The sequence below is a fragment of the Rhizobium sp. BR 250 genome (assembly GCF_047445855.1).
GTDB lineage: Bacteria > Pseudomonadota > Alphaproteobacteria > Rhizobiales > Rhizobiaceae > Agrobacterium > Agrobacterium tumefaciens_I.
Map to the genome: position 1 here is coordinate 213,176 of NZ_JARWKW010000005.1, position 20,596 is coordinate 233,771.

Annotated in this window: 18 protein-coding genes; 10 read left to right on the top strand and 8 right to left on the bottom strand. The window is 60.0% G+C overall.

Going from position 1 to position 20,596, the window contains the following annotated elements:
* Window positions 1–2: 2 nt before the first annotated feature.
* From QD336_RS10315 to denD, 4 genes are all read right to left on the bottom strand, one after another.
* Window positions 3–977, bottom strand: coding sequence for a threonine ammonia-lyase (locus QD336_RS10315; protein ID WP_499170536.1), 975 nt, complete (start codon window positions 975–977; stop codon window positions 3–5).
* Between the two features lie 114 nt (window positions 978–1,091).
* Window positions 1,092–2,876: an IlvD/Edd family dehydratase gene (locus tag QD336_RS10320; RefSeq protein ID WP_499170538.1), complete on the bottom strand. Its 1,785-nt coding sequence runs from the start codon at window positions 2,874–2,876 to the stop codon at window positions 1,092–1,094.
* 9 nt (window positions 2,877–2,885) lie between these two features.
* Window positions 2,886–3,788 carry an NAD(P)-dependent oxidoreductase gene (locus tag QD336_RS10325; RefSeq protein ID WP_499170539.1) on the bottom strand — a complete coding sequence of 301 codons (903 nt, stop codon included), beginning with the start codon at window positions 3,786–3,788 and terminating at the stop codon, window positions 2,886–2,888.
* Complete coding sequence (denD, locus tag QD336_RS10330; RefSeq protein ID WP_269347232.1) at window positions 3,785–4,771, bottom strand: D-erythronate dehydrogenase; 987 nt, start codon at window positions 4,769–4,771, stop codon at window positions 3,785–3,787. The genes QD336_RS10325 and denD overlap by 4 nt, the downstream gene beginning before the upstream one ends.
* A 193-nt stretch (window positions 4,772–4,964) precedes the next feature.
* Between denD and QD336_RS10335 the strand changes: the two genes are divergently transcribed.
* The 6 genes from QD336_RS10335 (at window position 4,965) to QD336_RS10360 (ending at window position 11,489) form a co-directional block, all read left to right on the top strand.
* Window positions 4,965–6,407, top strand: coding sequence for an FAD-binding oxidoreductase (locus QD336_RS10335; RefSeq protein WP_499170541.1), 1,443 nt, complete (start codon window positions 4,965–4,967; stop codon window positions 6,405–6,407).
* A 118-nt stretch (window positions 6,408–6,525) separates the two neighbouring features.
* Window positions 6,526–7,242 carry a FadR/GntR family transcriptional regulator gene (locus tag QD336_RS10340; protein ID WP_269347230.1) on the top strand — a complete coding sequence of 239 codons (717 nt, stop codon included), beginning with the start codon at window positions 6,526–6,528 and terminating at the stop codon, window positions 7,240–7,242.
* Window positions 7,243–7,446: 204 nt separating this feature from the next.
* Window positions 7,447–8,607: a fumarylacetoacetate hydrolase family protein gene (locus QD336_RS10345; RefSeq protein WP_499170542.1), complete on the top strand. Its 1,161-nt coding sequence runs from the start codon at window positions 7,447–7,449 to the stop codon at window positions 8,605–8,607.
* 21 nt (window positions 8,608–8,628) lie between these two features.
* On the top strand, window positions 8,629–9,159 hold the full coding sequence (locus tag QD336_RS10350; protein WP_080815535.1) for a TRAP transporter small permease: 531 nt from the start codon (window positions 8,629–8,631) through the stop codon (window positions 9,157–9,159).
* Window positions 9,160–9,163: 4 nt separating this feature from the next.
* Window positions 9,164–10,441, top strand: a complete 1,278-nt coding sequence (locus QD336_RS10355) for a TRAP transporter large permease (protein ID WP_269347228.1) — start codon at window positions 9,164–9,166, stop codon at window positions 10,439–10,441.
* Between the two features lie 40 nt (window positions 10,442–10,481).
* A complete protein-coding gene (locus tag QD336_RS10360; RefSeq protein WP_269347227.1) occupies window positions 10,482–11,489 on the top strand; it encodes a TRAP transporter substrate-binding protein in 1,008 nt (335 codons plus the stop codon).
* Window positions 11,490–11,597: 108 nt separating this feature from the next.
* Here the strand turns inward: QD336_RS10360 and acs are convergent, their stop codons facing one another.
* Complete coding sequence (gene acs, locus QD336_RS10365) at window positions 11,598–13,553, bottom strand: acetate--CoA ligase (RefSeq protein WP_499170544.1); 1,956 nt, start codon at window positions 13,551–13,553, stop codon at window positions 11,598–11,600.
* Between the two features lie 230 nt (window positions 13,554–13,783).
* Here acs and QD336_RS10370 point away from each other — a divergent pair, with 230 nt between their 5' ends.
* Window positions 13,784–14,485: a DUF1013 domain-containing protein gene (locus tag QD336_RS10370; protein ID WP_269347223.1), complete on the top strand. Its 702-nt coding sequence runs from the start codon at window positions 13,784–13,786 to the stop codon at window positions 14,483–14,485.
* A 59-nt stretch (window positions 14,486–14,544) separates the two neighbouring features.
* Here QD336_RS10370 and QD336_RS10375 read toward each other — a convergent pair whose 3' ends face one another.
* Window positions 14,545–15,204: a YggS family pyridoxal phosphate-dependent enzyme gene (locus QD336_RS10375; RefSeq protein WP_499170546.1), complete on the bottom strand. Its 660-nt coding sequence runs from the start codon at window positions 15,202–15,204 to the stop codon at window positions 14,545–14,547.
* Window positions 15,205–15,395: 191 nt separating this feature from the next.
* Between QD336_RS10375 and leuS the strand changes: the two genes are divergently transcribed.
* Genes leuS through holA form a run of 3 tightly spaced genes read left to right on the top strand, consistent with a single transcriptional unit; the run spans window position 15,396 to window position 19,613 of the window.
* Window positions 15,396–18,026, top strand: coding sequence for a leucine--tRNA ligase (leuS, locus tag QD336_RS10380; protein WP_499170548.1), 2,631 nt, complete (start codon window positions 15,396–15,398; stop codon window positions 18,024–18,026).
* On the top strand, window positions 18,019–18,564 hold the full coding sequence (locus QD336_RS10385; protein WP_499170659.1) for a hypothetical protein: 546 nt from the start codon (window positions 18,019–18,021) through the stop codon (window positions 18,562–18,564). Before leuS ends, QD336_RS10385 begins: the two co-directional genes overlap by 8 nt.
* An 11-nt stretch (window positions 18,565–18,575) precedes the next feature.
* Window positions 18,576–19,613, top strand: coding sequence for a DNA polymerase III subunit delta (gene holA, locus QD336_RS10390; RefSeq protein WP_499170549.1), 1,038 nt, complete (start codon window positions 18,576–18,578; stop codon window positions 19,611–19,613).
* A gap of 68 nt (window positions 19,614–19,681) precedes the next feature.
* Here the strand turns inward: holA and fdxA are convergent, their stop codons facing one another.
* Together fdxA and QD336_RS10400 are read right to left on the bottom strand one after the other, a co-directional pair.
* Entirely contained in the window at window positions 19,682–20,020 is a 339-nt protein-coding gene (gene fdxA, locus QD336_RS10395) for a ferredoxin FdxA (protein WP_004444038.1), read from the bottom strand.
* A gap of 157 nt (window positions 20,021–20,177) precedes the next feature.
* Window positions 20,178–20,594, bottom strand: a complete 417-nt coding sequence (locus tag QD336_RS10400) for an RNA-binding S4 domain-containing protein (RefSeq protein ID WP_499170550.1) — start codon at window positions 20,592–20,594, stop codon at window positions 20,178–20,180.
* Between the last annotated feature and the right edge of the window lie 2 nt (window positions 20,595–20,596).

Consider the following 20,596-nt stretch of genomic DNA (forward strand, 5'->3'; position numbering starts at 1 on the left):
CTTCAACCGAAGCGAGACAGAGCGTCCGCCATGATCCCCGGATCGACATTGCCGCCGGAGGTGACTGCAATCGCCGTCTCGCTTTCCAGCTCTTTGCCGTGAAACAGGGCGGCTGCGAGCGCTACTGCGCCGCCGGGTTCGACGACGATCTTCAGCCGGTTGAAGGCAAGCACCATGGCCCGCAACGCTTCCTCTTCGGTCACGGCGATGCCTTTTCCGCAAAGCCGGGCCATGATGGGGAAGGTGATGTTACCCGGCTGCGGCGTGATGATCGCATCGCAGAGCGAGCCTGACGTCGTGGCATTGCGCTCTATCCTGCCGGATGCAAGCGAGCGCGCCACATCGTCGAAATGCTCCGGCTCCGACGTCCTGACCTTGTAATTCGGGGCTTTTGCAGCAAGCGCGAGCGCAATGCCGGAGGTCAGCCCGCCGCCGCCGCAGGGCACCAGAACCTCGGCCGCGCCAATGCCCAGTTCCGCGCCCTGTTCGGCAATTTCCAGCCCTACGGTCCCCTGCCCGGCAATGACCAGCGGTTCATCGAAGGGTCTGATCAGCGTCAATTCGCGTTCACGCGACAGCCGGTCGCCGATGGCGTCGCGATCCTCGTTTGCCCGGTCGTAAAGCACCACTTCAGCACCATAGGCGCGGGTATTGTCGATTTTGATCTTCGGCGCATCCGAGGGCATGATGATGACGGCGGGTACGCCGTGCAGGCGGGCGGCCAGCGCCACGCCCTGCGCGTGGTTGCCGGAAGAGAAGGCGATCACGCCCTTGGCGCGCACCGCCGCCGGCAGGCCGGACACCGCCGACCAGCCGCCGCGGAACTTGAAGGAGCCCGTCCTTTGCAGGCATTCCGCCTTCACGAAGAGCTTGCGCCCGGCAATCTCGTCCAGAAAAGGCGATGTGAGCAGCGGTGTCCGCACCGCATGGTTGCCGATGCGCTTACGCGCCGCCTCGATCATCGAAATATCTGTCATGCCCTGTCCCCGGAAATGCGGATGTAACGCGGATTCGCAGCTACATTAGGAGGTCGCAATCAAATGCGAAACCGCCCCCAAAAGAAAAATCCCCGGTCTTGGCCGGGGATTTTGTCAGTGATTGTGCCGCGGCATTTTTTCGGCAATCCTGCGGAAATCCGCAGCGCCTTCCAGCACCGCACCATCCGAAAGCTGGGTTACCGATTGACGATAGATGCGCTGCCAGGGCGTCGCGTCCGCCGGCACGGCGGGAATGCCATCGGCCTTGCGGGCGGAAAGCTCTGCATCCGGCACCAGCGCGTTGCATTCGCCCTTGTTGAAGTCAATGCGGATCACATCGCCGGTGCGCAGCCATGCCAGCCCGCCACCCGCCGCACTTTCGGGCGAAGCATTGAGGATCGACGGGCTGTCCGCCGTTCCTGATTGGCGGCCATCGCCGATGGTCGGCAGGCTGGTAATGCCCTTTTTCAGAAGCGCATCCGGCGGCTGCATGTTGACGACCTCGGCCGAACCCGGCCATCCTAGCGGCCCCGCGCCGCGAATGACGAGAATGGTGCGCTCGTCAATATCAAGTGAGGGATCGTTGATGCGGGCGTGATAATCCTCCGAACCGTCAAATACGACGCACTTGCCTTCGAAGATGCCTTCGCGGCCCGGCTCGCTCAGATAACGCTGGCGGAATTCCGCCGAGATCACGCTCGTCTTCATGATGGCAAAATCGAAGAGATTGCCCTTGAGGACGAGGAAACCAGCGCGTTCCTTGAGCGGCTGATCATAAGGCAGGATCACGTCGCGGTCGGTCGATTCCCGTCCTTCCAGATTTTCCGACATGGTCTTGCCGGTTACGGTCGGACAGCTTCCGTCGAGCTTGCCGGCCTTCAGAAGCTCCCACATGATGGCGGGCGTGCCGCCGGCGCGGTGATATTTTTCACCCAGCCATTTGCCGGCCGGCTGGACGTTGGCCAGCAGCGGAATGTCATAGCCGTGGACCTGCCAGTCCTCTTCGTGAAGCTCTACGCCCGCATGTTTCGCCATCGCCGCCAGATGCGGCTGCGCGTTGGTGGAACCGCCGATCGCCGAGTTGACGCGGATCGCATTCAGGAACGCTTCACGTGTCATGATGTCGGAAGGCTTGATATTCTCGATGACCAGTTCGACGGCGCGGCGGCCAGTGCGATAGGCCATCTGGCCGCGCTCACGGTAAGCGGCCGGGATAGCTCCACAGCCGGTGAGCGACATGCCGAGCGCTTCCGCCATGGCATTCATGGTGGAGGCCGTGCCCATGGTGTTGCAATGGCCGACCGACGGAGCCGATTCCAGCGCCGCCTGCAAAAACTCCTCGCGGGTGATTTCGCCGGCGCCATATTTGCGGCGCATGCGCCAGATGACGGTGCCGGAACCGACCAGATCGCCGTCATGATACCCATCGAGCATCGGCCCACCGGAGAGCACGATCGCGGGAATATCAACCGTGCTCGCCGCCATCAGCGCCGAAGGAGTGGTCTTGTCGCAGCCCGTTGTCAGAACGACACCGTCGAGCGGGTAGCCGTAGAGCACTTCCACAAGGCTGAGATAGGCCAGATTGCGATCAAGCGCCGCCGTCGGGCGCTTGCAGTTTTCGAACATCGGATGCGTCGGAAACTCGATCGGGATGCCACCCGCATCGCGGATGCCGTCGCGCACCCGCTTGACCAGCTCCACATGGACCCGGTTGCAAGGCGTGAGATCGCTGCCGCTCTGCGCAATGCCGATGACAGGCTTGCCGGAGCGCAACTCTTCCGGTGTCACGCCGTAATTCATGAAGCGCTCAAGATAGAGCGCCGTCATGTCGAGATGATCGGGGTTGTCGAACCAGTCCTGGGACCGCAGGCGGCGCATGGGGGTCTTGTCGTCGCTCATGAGATCGCTTCAGCCCTGTTCCCGGTTGTTGAGTTTTTCGAGGTAAAGCAGAATGCCGCTATGGTCGATATCGGCCCCGCCATCGCCAACGAAATCATCGAATTCCCGCGTGACCTGCTGGGTGAGCGGCAGGTTTAGAGCGAGATCCTTCGCCGTGGCCAATACGCCGTTCAGATCCTTCAGCTGGAACTTGGACGGACCGCCCGGCACGAAATTGCGCTTCACCATACGCTCGCCATGCAGTTCCAGAATCCGGCTTTCGGCGAAACCACCGCGTATGGCATTGCGGAAGCCTTCGCGCGAAGCTCCGCCCGCTTCCACCAACATCATCGCCTCGGCGACCGCGCCGATGGTAATCGCGACTATCTGCTGGTTGGCGAGCTTGCAGAGCTGGCCCGCACCCGAAGGACCGACATAGGTAAGCCGGCCCATAGGCGCGAAGACATCTGCAAGTCCGGCGATCAATGCCTCGTCCCCGCCTGCCATGATGGCGAGCGTGCCGGCCGTTGCACCGGGTACGCCACCGGAAACCGGGGCATCAACGTGATGAATGCCAAGCGTCTGAAGCCGGGAGGAATGGTCACGCGCGATCGGCGGCGCAATCGAGCTGCTATCGATGACGACGGCACCCTTGGCCAGCACTTCGGCCACGCCCGCCTCGAACAGTACCTCGCCCACGGCATTGCCGTCGCTCAGCATGGTAATGACGATATCGGCACCCCTGGCGGCCTCCGCCGGAGATGCCGCCAGAACGGCACCATCGGCAACCAGCGCCTGCGCCTTATCGACGCTACGGTTCCAGACCGTGACTGAAAAACCGGCACCCAGCAGACGCCGGGCCATCGGCCCGCCCATCAGGCCCGTGCCGATAAAGGCGACAGACCGCTTCTTCTCCTCCCCGCCAACAGTCATTTCAGCGAACCTCCCAGCTCGTCCTCGATATGAACCTGAATGATTTCTTCAAACGAGCTCTCGGCCGTGAAGCCCAGCTCCCGGGCGCGCTTGGCTTCGAAACCGGGCGCCCAGCCTTCACACATGCGCATGATCATCTCGTTCGGCTCGCGGCGGATGAGGGCAACGGCCTTTTCACCGGCAACCTTGCGCAGCGCCTCGATCTGTTCGCCAACGGTGGCGCTGAGGCCCGGCATCGAAAGGTTGCGGCGCGGGCCGACCTTTTCGACGTCGATCGTCGCACCATGGATGAGGAAACCGACGGCGGAACGCGGCGAGGCGTGCCAGTGGCGAATGCTCTCCGGCACCGGCAGAACCGCTTCCTGGCCGACCAGCGGCTCACGCAGGATATTGGAAAAGAAGCCGGAGGCAGCCGCGTTCGGCTTGCCGGGGCGAATGCAGATGGTGGGAAGGCGGATGCCGATACCGTCAAAGAAACCGCGGCGGCTGTAGTCGGAGAGCAGCAATTCGCAGATCGCCTTCTGCGTGCCGTAGCTGGTCAGCGGCGTGGTGTGGAATTCATCCGGGATCGGATAGGGAAGCGGCGCACCGAAAACGGCGATCGACGAGGTGAACACCACGCGCGGCTTGTAGCCATCCTTGCCGTTGGCAATGCGGATGGCGTCGAAGAGATAACGCGTGCCGTCGAGATTGATGCGATAACCCTTGTCGAAATCGAGTTCGGCTTCGCCGGAGACGATGGCCGCGAGGTGGAAGATGACATCGGGACGGGCTTCGACCAGCTTTTCGGCTTCGCCCGGCGCGGACAGATCAGCCGCCCGCGCATCGACCACACCCGAAAAACCGGCGGGCGCTTCGGGCTGGAACACGTCGATGAGCGTGAATTTCTCGACCGGCTTGCCGCCGAGCGATCCATCCTTGACGAGACGCTGTGTCAGCTTGCGGCCAACCATGCCTGCGGCGCCGATGATTGCGATATGCATGTCTTCCTCCTCTATGTCCCGGCCGTTCTCCCGGGACCGAAAATCACCATCGGCCTGGTGACCGATAAATTAGCTTGTAAGGTTGTCTGATAACCTTATATGATCCGATTGAAAATAGTATTTTTCACAAACCGGTAAAAGCAAGGGCTAAAGACCCCTGCCCGGATATTTTAGGGCGGATTGGACGGAGAGGGTGGAATTGAGCGAACACAATATCGAGGAATTGCGGTTCTCGCTGAAGAACAGGCTGGGCGAAGCCTTGCTGCTGACGTCGCAGGAAGACATGCTGCGCTATTGCCGTGACTGGCATGGCGACGTCACCAGCTCGGCCGTGGCCGTCATCCGCCCCCGTTCGACGAAGGAAGTTTCCGACACGGTGCAAGCCTGCGCCGAACTCGGCCTCGCCATCATCCCCCAGGGCGGCAATACCGGTCTTGTGCTCGGCGGCATTCCCGATGCGCCAAAACATCAGGTCGTGCTGAGCCTCGAGCGCATGAACGCCATCCGCACCATAGATGGCGACGATTTTTCGGCCGTGGTCGAGGCCGGCTGCATCCTCTCGGAATTCAAGGATGCGGTTCAGGACAAGGGCATGTTCTTCCCGCTATCGCTCGGCGCGCAGGGCAGCTGCCGCATCGGCGGCAACGTCTCCACCAATGCCGGCGGCATCAACGTCCTGCGTTACGGCATGACCCGCGAACTGGTGCTGGGCCTCGAAGTGGTGCTGCCGGATGGCACCATCTGGAACGGCCTCTCGACGCTGCGCAAGGACAATCGCGGCATCGACCTGAAACAGCTCTTCATCGGCGCGGAAGGAACGCTCGGCATCATCACCGCCGTTGCGGTCAAGCTTTACCCCAACCCCGAACATGTCGAGACGGCACTGCTTGGCCTCAATTCGCTTGATGACGCCATCAAACTTTACCGCCGCGCCCGCCGCGAATGCTGTGATCTCATGTCCGCATTCGAATTCATGCCGCCCGTCGCCTTCACGCTGGCGATCGAGGCTATTCCCGATCTGAAGATGCCGATCGCCGCTGATTATCCCGCCTATGTGCTGATGGAGATTTCCGGCTCGGGTCTGGTGGACACCGCCGATCTGATGGGACGTTTCCTTGAAGGCGTAATGGAAGACGGGCTCGTGCTGGATGGCGTCATCGCCTCCTCCCGCGCACAGGCACAGTCGCTCTGGCTGTTCCGTGAAGGCATGAACGAAGGCCAGGCGCTGCGCGGCAGTCATATGCGCACCGATATCTCGGTACCGCTCTCCAAACTCGCGGCTTTCGTGGCTGAAGCGGAAGCGGAACTGGCGGAAAAGCTGCCCGAGTGCCTCGCGGTTTCTTACGGCCATGTCGGAGACGGCAATGTCCACCTCAACGTGCTGCCGCCGAATGGCGCCACGCCGGAAGAGCGGGAGGCCTTCATCTACAAGTCCAAGACACTCGTGAACGAGGTCCTCGATCGTTATGTCGGCAGCATCAGCGCCGAACACGGCATCGGTCGCCTGAAACGCTCCGATTTCGAAAGCCGGCTATCTGATGTGCAACGTCGGATGATCACGGGATTGAAAAACGCGTTCGACCCCGATTTGCGGATGAATCCCGGTTGCCAGATAAGCCTGCAACCGGATAGCTAATCGAGAAATGGCAAAGGCGGCTGAAAATGCCGCCTTTGAAAACCCCGCTGACGGCGAAGGAGGAAGTCGCCTGCTGCGGGAAAAACGAACCAATCGTTTCTGTGGAACGGGAGCAATCATGACGCTGGAGTTCAATCAGATACATCGCAACGACCATCTGCCCGGCCGTATCGCCGCGGAGATCGCCCGCGAGATCAATGATTCGAAACTCGGGCCGGGCGACAGGCTGCCAACGGAACATGTCCTTGCGAAAACCTTCGGCGTCAGCCGCTCGGTCATTCGCGAGGCGATCGCGCAATTGCGCAACGAAGGTTTCGTTGAAACCCGCCAGGGCGTGGGCGCTTTCGTCACCGATCCCCGTCAGAGAATTTCCATCCGTATCGAGCGCTCCCGCCTGAACGACCCGGAAAATTTCCGCGACCTCTTCCAGCTTCGCATGCCGTTGGAAATCGAGGCGGCAGGGCTTGCGGCGCTGCATCGCAGCCCGCAGCAACTGGCACGGCTGGCAACGGCACTGGAAAAAATGAAGACCGCCGACGACTGGTCGACGGAAGGCGTTGCGGCCGATCTCGACTTTCACCGCATTCTGGCGGAGGCGACCGGAAATGAATATTTCCTGATGTTCCTCGGCTTCATCGCGGAACGCATCAGCTCCGCCATCAACATCGCTTTCTCCCGCGCGGTTTTTGGTGAAATTCTCGAGGTGACGATCGCCGAACATGTGGCGATCTATGAGGCCATCGAGAAGGCGGATGCGGCCGCCGCCAAGAACGCCATGCGCAAGCACCTGATCGGCGCGGCAAGCCGGGTCAATCTCGAACTGGATATCTTCTGAAGATAGAATAAGGGCTGAACCGCAAAGCTATAGGACAGGTTTCACAGCTTTCCGGTAATCCAGAAACAAAAGGCGATAATTTTGTCCGCGAGACCGCTAGACTCGTCCGAAAAGTCATACTAAGAAGAATAAGATTAGGTTGTCAGACATCCAGACAATAAGACCGCAGGAGGCGGCCTGTCAGATGCTGAAGGGGAGGAATACATGACCGGTACAAGGTCCATCGACGCTACCGCAATTTTGCCTGACGATTTCGAAAACGCGCTGCTCGTCGGCCGCGTCTGGTCGAAAAGCGAAAGCGGCCCCTGCCCCGTCCTGCTCAAGGGTGGTGTGCTTTATGACCTCACCTCGCTTTCTCCCACCATGTCCGAACTTCTGGAAAAGGCCGATCTGTTGGAGCGGCTTGCCGACACCAGCACTTTCGTCGCGCTCGGCGCGCTTGACGCGTTTCTGGACGGCTCCGCCGGTGAGCTTCTTGCTCCCAACGACATTCAGGCCGTAAAGGCCGCTGGCGTCACCTTTGCCGACAGCATGCTGGAACGCGTGATCGAGGAGCAGGCCAAGGGCGACCCGCTGCGCGCGCAGGAAATCCGCGGACGGCTGGCACCGGTTCTCGGCGACAATCTCAAGGGTCTCGAGGCCGGTTCGGAAAAGGCCGCCGAGGTCAAGAAACTGCTTCAGGAAATGGGCCTCTGGTCGCAATATCTGGAAGTTGGCATCGGTCCGGATGCGGAAATATTCTCCAAGGCGCAGGCCATGGCCTCGGTCGGCTGCGGCGCTTTGATCGGCGTTCACCCGAAATCGCAATGGAACAACCCGGAGCCGGAGGTGGTTCTGGCCATCACCTCCGACGGTCGCATCATCGGCGCAACGCTCGGCAACGACGTCAACCTGCGCGATTTCGAAGGCCGTTCCGCCCTGCTGCTCAGCAAGGCGAAGGACAACAACGCATCCTGCGCGATCGGTCCCTTCATCCGCCTGTTCGACGGCAACTTCACCATTGAAGATGTGAAGAAGTCGCAGATCTCGCTTCTGGTCGAGGGCGAAGACGGTTTCACCATGACGGGCGTCAGCCCCATGGAGGCGATCAGCCGCACGCCGGAAAACCTCGCTTCGCAGCTTTTGAACCGCAACCATCAATATCCTGACGGCGCAGTCTTTTTCCTTGGCACGATGTTCGCGCCGGTGAAGGACCGCCATGGTCCAGGTCTCGGTTTCACCCATTCAAAGGGTGACCGTGTCGAAATCTCCACGCCCAAGCTCGGCAAGCTGATCAACTGGGTCACGACGACCGACGAATGCCCGGAATGGACATTCGGCACCGCGGCCCTGATGCGCAACCTGGCGAAACGAGGGCTGCTCTAGATATTTCTTCGGGAGGGGAAAATGCAAAAGACCATCAATCTCTTTTACCGGATTCTCGAAATCATTCTCGTCCTGCTGCTCGCCGGCATGTCGATCATGGTCTTCGTCAACGTCGTCATGCGTTACACGATGAATTCCGGCATCAACGTCTCGGAAGAACTGTCACGCTATTTCTTCGTGTGGCTGACCTTCATCGGTGCCGTGCTGACCTTCCGCGAGAACAGCCACATGGGCATCGAAACGCTGGTGATGTTCCTGTCGCGCCGTGCCCGCATCGTCTGCATGATCGCGTCAAACATCATCATTCTGGCCTGTTCCGCCATCTTCTTCTGGGGAACCTGGAAGCAGTCCGGCATCAATGCCAGCATGCATGCACCGGTCACCAAGCTTTCGATGATCTGGGTCTATGGCGTCGGCATGTTCACGGGCGGCCTGATGTTCATCATCGCGTTGGAACGCCTGTACCGTCTTTTGACGGGCCGCGTTACGGAAGACGAAATCGCCCAGTTCGCGGGCGAGAACCTGACGATCGAACAGCTTTCGGAGCGCTGATACCATGACACTTCTCGTTTTTATCGGCTCTCTTCTGGGAGCCATGGCGATTGGCGTTCCCGTCGCTTTCTCGCTGATGTTCTGCGGCGTCGTGCTCATGTGGTACATGGGCATGTTCAACACCGCGATCATCGCCCAGAACATGATCTCCGGCGCAGACACCTTCACGCTGCTCGCCATCCCCTTCTTCATTCTGGCCGGCGAACTGATGAATTCGGGCGGCCTTTCCCGCCGCATCATCGATTTCGCCATTGCCTGCGTTGGCCATATCCGCGGCGGTCTCGGCATCGTGGCCATCGTCGCAGCCATCATCATGGCCAGCATCTCCGGTTCGGCCGCGGCCGATACCGCGGCTCTCGCTGCCATCCTCATCCCGATGATGGCCAAGGCCGGCTACAACATTCCGCGCTCCGGCGGCCTCATCGCCGCAGGCGGCATCATCGCCCCTGTCATTCCGCCGTCCATGGCCTTCATCGTTTTCGGTGTCGCCGCCAACGTCTCGATCACCCAGCTGTTCCTCGCAGGTATCGTTCCCGGTATTCTGATGGGTATTTCGCTGATCGTTGCCTGGCTGATCGTGGTGCGTAAGGACAATATCAAGCCGCTGCCGAAAACCACCGCCAAGGAACGTCTCGTCGCCACCGCACGCGCCGGCTGGGCGTTGGGCATGCCCGTCATTATTCTGGGCGGTATCAAGGCCGGCATCATGACGCCGACGGAAGCCGCCGTCGTCGCCGCCGCTTACGCGCTTTTCGTCGGCATGGTGATCTATCGCGAACTGAAGCCGGCGGATCTTTTCCACGTGCTTCTGCGCGCCGCCAAGAGCACCTCGATCATCATGTTCCTCGTCTGCGCAGCACTCGTCTCCGCATGGCTCATCACCGCAGCGAACATTCCGAACGAAGTCGCAAGCTACATCGAGCCGCTGATCGATCGTCCGATGCTGCTGATGGTTGTCATCATGGTGCTGGTCTTCATCGTCGGCACCGCGCTCGACCTGACGCCGACCATCCTGATCCTGACGCCTGTTCTGATGCCCATCATCAAGCAGGCGGGCATCGATCCAGTCTATTTCGGTGTTCTCTTCATCATCAACAACGCCATCGGCCTGATTACCCCTCCGGTTGGCGTCGTGCTGAACGTCGTCAGCGGCGTCGGCCGCATTCCACTCGGCAAGGTTACGATCGGCGTCTGGCCGTTCCTCGTTGCCGAGACCATCGTACTGGCGCTGCTCGTGATTTTCCCGGACATCGTCATGGTTCCGTTGCAGTACCTTCGTTAATCCGCATCCGTTTCTCGAACACAATCCAAGGGAGGATATTATGAGAAAGCTTCTTCTGACCACCACGGCCATCGCTTTCGCCGTTGGCGCAGCAGCGCCGGCAATGGCCGAATTCAACAGCCGCAATATCCGCGTTTCGAACGGCATCAACCAGGACCACCCGGTCGGCAACGGCATCAAGGCCATGCAGGCCTGCCTGGACGACAAGTCGGGCGGCAAGCTGAAGCTGACGGCATTCTGGGGCGGCGCTCTCGGCGGTGACCTTCAGGCAACCCAGGCACTCCGCTCCGGCGTTCAGGAAGCCGTCGTAACGTCCTCTTCGCCGCTCGTCGGCCTCATCCCGTCGCTTGGCGTCTTCGACCTGCCGTTCCTCTTCGCCAATGCCAAGGAAGCCGATGCCGTCATGGACGGCGCCTTTGGCGACATGATGAACAAGAAGCTGGAAGAACAGGGCCTCGTGAACCTGGCTTACTGGGAAAACGGTTTCCGCAACCTCTCCAACTCCAAGCATGCCGTGAACAAGTGGGAAGATTTCTCGGGCCTTAAGGTCCGCGTGATGCAGAACAACATCTTCCTCGACACCTTCCAGAACCTCGGCGCCAATGCGACGCCGATGGCCTTCGGCGAAGTCTTCTCGGCGCTGGAAACCAACGCGATCGACGCACAGGAAAACCCCTATGTGACGATCGACACCTCGAAGTTCTACGAGGTGCAGAAGTACATCACCGAGACGAACCACGCTTATACGCCGTTCCTCTTCCTCTTCTCCAAGCCGATCTTCGACAGCTACACGCCCGAAGAGCAGGCAGCGCTGCGTGAATGCGCAGTCGTCGGCCGCGATGAAGAGCGCAAGGTCATCCGTGAACTGAACCAGAAGTCGCTGGAGAAGATCAAGGCTGCCGGCCTTGAAGTGAACACGCTGTCTGCAGAAGAGCAGACCCGCATTCGCGAAAAGTCGATGGTCGTTTACGAAAAGCACAAGGCTGAAATCGGCGCCGACGTCGTTGATGCCGCTCTTGCGGACCTGAAGAAGATCCGCGGCCAGTAAGCCCATCTGGTTGAAATGAAAAACACCCGGAGGTTTCCGCCTCCGGGTGTTTTTGTTTGCGGAAAATTCAGGCCGGAAAAAAGCTGCCGGAGCAGCCTTCTCAGGCAATCAGGATGCCGTGCGGTTCTGCCGGTTGGCGATGAGATCTTCGACCACCGCCGGATCGGCGAGCGTCGATGTATCCCCCAACGCGCCAAAGTCATCCTCGGCGATCTTGCGCAGGATACGCCGCATGATCTTGCCGGAGCGGGTCTTGGGCAGGCCCGGTGCGAACTGAATCTTGTCCGGTGTCGCGACCGGCCCGATCTCGTTACGCACGTGCTTTACCAGCTCCTCACGCAGCGCATAATCGCCATTCTGGCCCGCCATCAGCGTGACATAACAATAGATGCCCTGCCCCTTGATGGCATGCGGGTAACCGACCACGGCCGCTTCCGAAACGAGATGATGCGACACCAGCGCCGATTCCACCTCGGCCGTGCCAAGACGGTGGCCGGAAACGTTCAACACGTCATCGACGCGGCCGGTGATCCAGTAATAACCATCCTCGTCGCGACGGCAGCCATCGCCGGTGAAGTACTTGCCCTTGTAGGTGGAGAAGTATGTATCGACGAAGCGCTGGTGATCGCCATAGACGGAGCGCGACTGGCCCGGCCAGCTGTCGATGATGCAGAGATTGCCGTCAGCGGGGCCTTCCAGCACATTGCCCTCCGCATCGACAAGCTGCGGCTGCACGCCGAAGAACGGCCTCGTTGCCGAACCCGGTTTCAGATCGGTTGCACCGGGCAACGGCGAGATGAGGATGCCGCCGGTTTCCGTCTGCCACCAGGTGTCGACGATCGGGCTCTTGTCCTCGCCGACCACATGGTAATACCACTCCCAGGCTTCCGGATTGATCGGCTCGCCAACCGTGCCGAGAAGCCGCAGGCTGTCGCGAGATGAACGCGTGACGAACTGGTCACCCGATCCCATCAGCGATCGGAGCGCCGTCGGCGCGGTATAGAAGATATTGACCTTGTGTTTGTCGATGACTTCCCAGAAACGGCCCTGATCCGGGAAGTTGGGCACACCTTCGAACATCAGCGTCGTCGCGCAATTCGCGAGCGGCCCGTAGACGATATAGGAATGGCCGGTGACCCAGCCGACATCGGCGGTGCACCAGAAGACCTCGCCATCCTTGTAGTCGAAGACATATTCATGCGTCATCGACGTATAGACGAGGTAGCCGCCCGTGGTGTGCAGCACGCCTTTCGGCTTGCCGGTGGAGCCTGAAGTATAGAGGATGAACAGCGGATCTTCCGCGCGCATCTTCACCGGCGGGCAATCCGGCTTCACCGTGGCGATTTCCTGATGATACCAGACGTCACGGCCGGGCGCCCAGCCGGTCTTGCCGCCGGTGCGGCGCACGACGAGAACCTTGTTGACGATGACGTATTGCTTGGCGGCGATATCGATCGCCTTGTCCGTGTTTTCCTTGAGCGGGATCGGTTTGCCGCCGCGCACGCCTTCATCGCAGGTGATGACGAAGGTTGATTCGCAGTCGACGATGCGGCCGGCCAGCGCCTCCGGCGAGAAGCCGCCAAAAACGACGGAATGCACGGCACCGATGCGGGCACAGGCGAGCATGGCATAGGCCGCCTCGGGAATCATCGGCATGTAAATGGTGACGCGGTCGCCCTTCTTGACGCCGTGCTTCTTCAGCACATTGGCCAGACGGCAGACATAATCATAGAGCTGGTTATAGGTGATCTTCTTGTCGATATAGGGGTTGTCGCCTTCCCAGATGATCGCGGTACGCTCGCCATGCGTCTTCAGATGCCGGTCGATACAGTTATACGAAACGTTCGTCAGGCCGTCCTCGAACCACTTGATCGGCACCCGGCCCTTGAAGGACGTGTTCTTGACCTTGGTATAAGGCTTGAACCAGTCGATACGCCGGCCGTGCTTGTCCCAGAATTTTTCAGGATTCTCGACGCTCTCCTGGTACCATTTCTGGTAACGCTCATTGTCGATGAGCGTGCGGGCTTTCGCCGACTTGAGCACCGGATAGATTTTGGCAGACATTAACTCCTCCTGGAACCGGGTATGGCTTTTGACGCGGCCCGAGACTCCCACCTCAGGCATGTGTTGAATTCATAGCAGGTCAAATGCGCACGGCAATTAGACAAAGGTCATTTGTTTCGCAAAGAATTGCAATTATGATGCAATCCGGTTATAGAGCGCCAATATCCCGGAAATCAGTGGTTGATACCACGCCCGCGACACCGGCGCGGACGGACAGAAGGACTGTATCTATGGCTCAACAATTGCTCATGCCAAAGGCAACGGCTGTATGGCTGGTTGACAACACCGCGCTGTCGTTCGATCAGATCGCCACGTTCTGCAAACTGCATCCGCTCGAAGTCAAGGCCATTGCCGACGGTGAAGCCGCGCAGGGTATCAAGGGCCTCGACCCGATCGCGACCGGACAGCTTTCCCGCGACGAGATCGCCCGCGCCGAAGCCAATCCCAACCACAAGCTCAAGCTTTCCGAGCCGAAAGTCCGCGTTCCAGAATCCAAGCGCCGTGGCCCGCGTTACACCCCGGTTTCCAAGCGTCAGGACCGTCCGAATGCCATTCTCTGGCTCGTTCGCAACCATCCGGAATTGAAGGACGCGCAGATTTCGCGTCTCGTCGGCACCACCAAGTCGACGATTGAACAGATTCGCGACCGCACCCATTGGAACTCGGCCAACCTGACGCCGATGGACCCGGTAACGCTCGGCCTCTGCAGCCAGATCGACCTCGACCTCGAAGTCGAACGCGCCTCGCGCGGCCGTCCGCTGCCGACTGCGGAAGAACTCGACAACACGCTGCAGCCGGCATCGGCAACGGAAGGCCTGGACTACAACTTCCAGCGTGAGGAAGACGAGCAGATCGACGCCGATGCAGTCTTCAAGAAGCTCTCTTCGCTGAAGTCCACGCAGAAGGATGAAGACGAAGACGATCAATACTGATCTCAACCCGTCTGAAGATTGAGAACCCGGCCTCAGCGCCGGGTTTTTTATTTTCCGCCCTATCGCGCGCCAAAGATTGCCGAGCCGACGCGCACGCTGGTCGCGCCAAATTCGACGGCGGTTTCGAAATCGCCAGACATGCCCATGGAAAGCTTTTCAAGGCCACATTCCTTCGCAAGCTTCGCCAGAAGCGCAAAATGCGGACCGGGATTTTCCTCCGCCGGCGGAATGCACATCAGGCCCTCCACTGGAAGTTTCAGTTCCTCCCGGCAAAGCTTGACGAAGGCGACAGTTTCCCGCGGATCGATGCCCGCCTTCTGTGGCTCAAGGCCGGTATTGACCTGGATGTAAAAACGCAGGTTGCGGTCCTGTTTCGTGCATTCTTCGGCAAGCGCGCGGGCGATCTTCTCCCGGTCGACACTCTGCACCACATCGAACAGCGCAACGGCATCCGCCGCTTTGTTGGATTGCAGCGGGCCGATCAGATGCAATTCTATGCCCGGCGCCTTCTCTTTCAGCTCCGGCCACTTGGCCTGTGCTTCCTGCACGCGGTTTTCACCAAATATGCGTTGGCCTGCATCGATGACGGACTGGATCGCTTCCGCATCAAATGTCTTCGAGACAGCAACGAGGGCTACGTCGGCAGGCTTGCGGCCGGATTTTTCCGCGACATCGCCAATGCGCTGCCTGACATCCTCAAGACGTGCTTCGATTTCCATCACAAGACCTTCTTTTACCATTCAAACCGCTAACTAGACGCCGAATGCCTTGATGCCAAGCGGGTTTAGCACCATTTGAGGCACGCTGGTCAAGATTGCACCTCCGAATGTCCCGCCAAACTTGACGCCCCGGTCGTTTCATGGTGAAGGTCAGCGCACATTTTTCCCCTCGATACCCGGAATTTTAGACAATGGCCATCGAACGTTACAATCCTCGCGACGCCGAGCCGCGCTGGCAGCAGAAATGGAACGAAGACAAGGTTTTCGTCACCGACAACAGCGATCCGCGCGAGAAATATTACGTTCTAGAGATGTTTCCCTATCCCTCGGGACGCATCCATATGGGCCATGTCCGCAACTACGCCATGGGTGACGTCGTCGCCCGTTACAAGCGCGCCCGCGGTTTCAACGTCCTGCACCCGATGGGCTGGGACGCCTTCGGCATGCCCGCCGAAAATGCGGCCATGCAGAACAAGGTCCATCCCAAGGACTGGACCTACCAGAACATCGCCACCATGCGTGGCCAGCTGAAATCCATGGGCCTGTCGCTGGACTGGACCCGCGAATTCGCCACCTGCGACGTGGAATATTACCACCGCCAGCAGGCGCTGTTCGTCGACTTCATGGATAAGGGCCTGGTTTACCGCAAGCAGTCCAAGGTCAACTGGGACCCGGTCGACCACACGGTTCTGGCCAATGAGCAGGTCATAGACGGCCGCGGCTGGCGTTCCGGCGCACTGGTCGAACAGCGTGAACTGACGCAATGGTTCTTCCGCATCACCGATTTCAGCCAGGACCTGCTGGACGAGCTGGATACGCTGGACCAGTGGCCGGAAAAAGTGCGCCTGATGCAGAAGAACTGGATCGGCCGCTCCGAAGGCCTGTCGCTGCGCTGGCAGACCGTCACTGAGACGGCTCCGGAAGGTTTCTCCGACATCACTGTCTACACGACGCGTCCAGACACGCTGTTCGGCGCCTCCTTCCTGGCAATCGCCGCCGACCACCCGCTGGCAAAGGAACTGTCGGCGAACAACCCGGCGATTGCCGAGTTCTGCGATGAATGCCGCCGCCATGGCACTTCGCTGGCAGCGCTGGAAACCGCGGAAAAGAAGGGCATCGATACCGGCGTCAAGGTCATGCATCCGCTGGACCCCAGCTGGGAACTGCCGGTCTATGTCGCCAACTTCGTGTTGATGGACTACGGCACCGGCGCGATCTTCGGCTGCCCCTCCGGTGACCAGCGCGACCTGGATTTCGCTCGCAAATACGGCCTGCCGGTCGTGGCGGTCGTCGCCCCCGAAGGCCCGGATGCAGCAAACTTCACCATCGACGACACCGCCTTCACCGATGATGGCGTGATGATCAATTCCGGTTTCCTGAACGGCATGAAGACGGCGGACGCCTTCGAAGCCGTCGTGCAGAAGCTGTCGGCGCAGACGCTGGGCAATACGCCGCAGGCCGAACGCAAGGTCAATTTCCGCCTGCGCGACTGGGGCATTTCCCGCCAGCGTTATTGGGGCTGCCCGATCCCGGTCATCCATTGCGAAGTCTGCGGCGTCGTGCCGGTTCCGAAAAAGGACCTGCCCGTCAAGCTGCCCGACGACGTGACTTTCGACGTGCCCGGCAACCCGCTGGATCGCCATCCGACCTGGCGCCATGTCTCCTGCCCGCAATGCGGCCATGACGCGCGCCGCGAGACGGATACGATGGACACCTTCGTCGATTCCAGCTGGTATTACACGCGCTTTACCGCGCCTTGGGAAGACGCGCCGACCGATCCGAAGGTCGCCAATCACTGGCTGCCGGTGGATCAATATATCGGCGGTATCGAACACGCGATCCTGCATCTGCTCTATTCGCGTTTCTTCACCCGCGCGATGCGCGAGACCGGCCATGTGGACGTCAAGGAACCCTTCAAGGGCCTGTTCACGCAGGGCATGGTGGTGCATGAGACCTACAGCCGCGGCGAAGGCATGACACGCGAATGGGTGCCGCCTGCCGATCTCAGGATCGAGGAAAATGACGGTACGCGCCGGGCGTTCCTGCTCTCTTCCGGTGAAGAGGTGAAGATCGGCTCCATCGAAAAAATGTCGAAGTCGAAGAAGAACGTGGTCGACCCGGATGACATCATCGCATCCTATGGCGCCGATACCGCACGCTTCTTCGTCCTGTCGGATTCGCCGCCCGATCGCGATGTCATCTGGTCGGAAGCCGGCGTCGAAGGTGCGAACCGATTCGTCCAGCGCGTCTGGCGCATCATCGGTGAAGCGGCTGAAGAGTTGAAGGGCGTGAAGCCGAAGCCGGCGACCGAAGGCGAAGGGCTGGCAGCCTCCAAGGCGGCGCACAAGACCCTGAAGGCCGTTCAGGACGATCTGGACAAGCTGGCTTTCAACAAGGCCATCGCCCGCATCTACGAACTGGTCAATGCGCTGGCCGGTCCGCTCGCGGATGTCGCTTCCGGCAGCAAGTCGGAGGACGTCAAGGCGGCGGCACGCGATGCCGTCGAAATCCTCATCCGCATCATCGCCCCCATGACGCCGCATCTGGCAGAAGAATGCTGGTCAGCATTGGGCAATGAGGGACTCGTGGCCCAGACGCCGTGGCCGACCTTCGTGGCTTCGCTGGTCGAGGAAAACGACGTGGTCATGCCGGTGCAGGTCAATGGCAAGAAGCGCGGCGAATTGACAATCGCGCGTGATGCGGATCAAGATGCGGTCCGCACGGCCGCCCTTGCGCTGGATGCCGTCAAATCCATTCTTGCCGGTGGCGAGCCCAAAAAAGTCATCGTGGTTCCGCAGAGGATTGTGAACATTGTTGTCTGACGTTTTTTCAAGATGGAGCCGCGTCGCGGCAGCAATTTCCGTCGTGATGATGGCTGCTCTTCTGGCGGGTTGCCAGGTGCGCCCGCTTTACGGCGAGGCTTCCGGGACCAAGGAAAGGCTGGCGGCCGTCAGCATTTCCGAGACCGGTGGCCGAGCTGGTCAGGAAGTCCGCAACCAGTTGATCTTCCTGATGGCCGGCGGCGCGGGCCAACCGGCCACGGCCCAGTATAACGTCAAGGTTTTCGTAAGTTCGAGTGCCACCTCGACGGAAGTGCAGAATTACGATCTGACGACCCGTTCGAACAACAATTACGACGGCCCCTACCCCGGCCGCGTCGTTATGAGCGGTCAATATGTCCTGACGCGCATTTCCGACGGTCAGATTCTGCGTTCCGCGCGCCGCAGCGTGACGGCGCAGGTGGATCTGCCGCAGCAGGAATTCGCCAAGATCCGGGCAACCCGCGATGCCGAGAACCGTGCGGCCCGCGAACTGGCTGAAATCATCCGCACCGATATCGCCGCCACCCTCGGCCGCTGAGAGCGGCGGCCATGGCGGAGATAAAGTCGCATGAGTTTGAGCGCTTCGCCGAAAATCCGGCGGAGCGCTTTCGCGTTTTTGTGCTCTACGGTCCGGATCGTGGCCTGGTATCGGAGCGGGCAGGCGTCATCGCCAAAAAGACCGGCATCGATCCCGATGATGCTTTCGCATCGCTGAAACTGACCGCATCTGATCTGCAGGGTGACCCTGGCCGCCTGCTCGATGAAGTAAACGCCATCGGCCTTTTCGGCGGTGAAAAACTCGTGTGGGTCAAAGGCGCCTCCGCCGAAAAGGCGCTGGTGGACGCCCTCCAGATTCTGGCGGACACGCCGCCGGAGGCGAGCTTCCTGATCATCGAAGCGGGCGATGTCAAAAAGGGCACAGGGCTGCGCAAGATCGCAGAACCTGCGCGCTCGATCGCCGCAATCCCCTGTTATGCGGACGATGCACGATCCTTGAATGCACTGATCGATCAGGAACTCTCCGCAGATAGTCTGCGCATTGCGCCGGCTGCACGGCAAAGACTGATCGAATCGCTCGGCGGCGACCGCATCGCCTCGCGCAACGAAATCCGCAAGCTTGCGCTTTATGCCCGGGGTGCGGAGGTAATCGAGGAAGATGACGTTCTGGCCATCATCGGCGATGCCAGCACCGTTTCCGCCGACGATGCCGTCGACGCCATCCTGAAAGGCGACAGGAACGCCTTTTTCCACGCCACCCAGAAGATCATTTCATCAAAAACACCGATCTTCCTCGTCCTTCAGGGCTGCCTCAAGCAATTCCAGCTGCTCGACCAGATGCGGGCCGAAATGGATGAGAAAAAGCAGCAGGCCGGTCAGGTCATGCAGACGCTCGGACGCCATATCCATTTTCGCCGGAAACCGATTATCGAAAGAGCGCTGCGGACATGGCAGCCAGCGGCGATCGCCCGCGAGATGAACCGTCTGCAGGCCGCCATCCTGCAAAGCCGCCAGCGGCAAAGCCTGGAGGAAAGCGTGGCCCTTCTGACATTGCTGTCGACCACACTTCAGTCCGGCCGAGGCGGATGAACAAAAGCCCTCGTGCTGATGCAACGAGGGCTTTTCAAATGTTGGTTCGGGACTTCTTAAATCTGAGGTCAGTCGCCCTTGCCGGGCTCAGCAGAGAAATAAAGCTCGAGCTTGCCTTCGACGCCGTCCATTTCCTTGGCTTCCGGCATGGGGTCACGCTTGATCGTGATGTTCGGCCAGATCGCGGCATATTCGGCGTTGAGCTTCAGCCACTTGTCGAGACCCGGCTCCGTATCGGGCTTGATGGCCTCAGCGGGACATTCCGGTTCGCACACACCGCAATCGATGCATTCATCGGGATTGATGGCGAGGAAATTTTCACCCTCGTAGAAGCAGTCAACGGGGCAGACCTCAACGCAATCGGTATATTTGCAGCGGATGCAATTGTCGGTCACGACATATGTCATGATGAACTCCAGAATATGCAGGCCGGGTCTTTGGGCTTCGGAACACAAGCCGTCGCCCGGAATTCAGACAGGGCAATTTCGCAAGTGACGTAATGCCTTTGCTTGCAGATAGCAAGGATAACAATTCTGAAAAACGGATGCGACCTGGAGGTTTATTCTAATCTTTGTTTCTGTCACTGTCAGACAGAAACCTGTCGAGCGCCCTGCGCTCCTTTTTGGTCGGACGCCCGCTACCGGGCTCACGCAGCGCCTGCTCGAGAGGGGTGAGCCTGTCGGACGGCTCCCGCGGCGGTGTCTGGTCGTCATAAAGAAGCCGGGCTTCCTCATAAGGTCCACGTCGCACTCCGCCGGATTTGACGACGAGCACCCTGTCCATCCGCTCGAAACCGATCTCCAGCCTGTCGCCCACCTTCAGCATGTGGCTGGGCTGGCGGATGGCAGTGCCGTTGACCTTCACCTGGCCCGACTGGATATAGCTCTGGGCCAGCGACCGGGATTTGGCCATGCGGGCAAAGAACAGCCACTTGTCCAGACGCTGTCGCGTACTTTCGAGTGGCTGTTCGTTGCTTCCCATGG

Bases quoted from the DNA above. Each gene is read 5' to 3' on its own strand.
- QD336_RS10315 (WP_499170536.1), bottom strand. From the start codon at position 977: ATGACAGATATTTCGATGATCGAGGCGGCGCGTAAGCGCATCGGCAAC.
- QD336_RS10320 (WP_499170538.1), bottom strand. From the start codon at position 2,876: ATGAGCGACGACAAGACCCCCATGCGCCGCCTGCGGTCCCAGGACTGG.
- QD336_RS10325 (WP_499170539.1), bottom strand. From the start codon at position 3,788: ATGACTGTTGGCGGGGAGGAGAAGAAGCGGTCTGTCGCCTTTATCGGC.
- denD (WP_269347232.1), bottom strand. From the start codon at position 4,771: ATGCATATCGCAATCATCGGCGCCGCAGGCATGGTTGGCCGCAAGCTG.
- QD336_RS10340 (WP_269347230.1), top strand. From the start codon at position 6,526: ATGACGCTGGAGTTCAATCAGATACATCGCAACGACCATCTGCCCGGC.
- QD336_RS10345 (WP_499170542.1), top strand. From the start codon at position 7,447: ATGACCGGTACAAGGTCCATCGACGCTACCGCAATTTTGCCTGACGAT.
- QD336_RS10350 (WP_080815535.1), top strand. From the start codon at position 8,629: ATGCAAAAGACCATCAATCTCTTTTACCGGATTCTCGAAATCATTCTC.
- QD336_RS10355 (WP_269347228.1), top strand. From the start codon at position 9,164: ATGACACTTCTCGTTTTTATCGGCTCTCTTCTGGGAGCCATGGCGATT.
- QD336_RS10360 (WP_269347227.1), top strand. From the start codon at position 10,482: ATGAGAAAGCTTCTTCTGACCACCACGGCCATCGCTTTCGCCGTTGGC.
- acs (WP_499170544.1), bottom strand. From the start codon at position 13,553: ATGTCTGCCAAAATCTATCCGGTGCTCAAGTCGGCGAAAGCCCGCACG.
- QD336_RS10370 (WP_269347223.1), top strand. From the start codon at position 13,784: ATGGCTCAACAATTGCTCATGCCAAAGGCAACGGCTGTATGGCTGGTT.
- QD336_RS10375 (WP_499170546.1), bottom strand. From the start codon at position 15,204: ATGGAAATCGAAGCACGTCTTGAGGATGTCAGGCAGCGCATTGGCGAT.
- leuS (WP_499170548.1), top strand. From the start codon at position 15,396: ATGGCCATCGAACGTTACAATCCTCGCGACGCCGAGCCGCGCTGGCAG.
- holA (WP_499170549.1), top strand. From the start codon at position 18,576: ATGGCGGAGATAAAGTCGCATGAGTTTGAGCGCTTCGCCGAAAATCCG.
- fdxA (WP_004444038.1), bottom strand. From the start codon at position 20,020: ATGACATATGTCGTGACCGACAATTGCATCCGCTGCAAATATACCGAT.
- QD336_RS10400 (WP_499170550.1), bottom strand. From the start codon at position 20,594: ATGGGAAGCAACGAACAGCCACTCGAAAGTACGCGACAGCGTCTGGAC.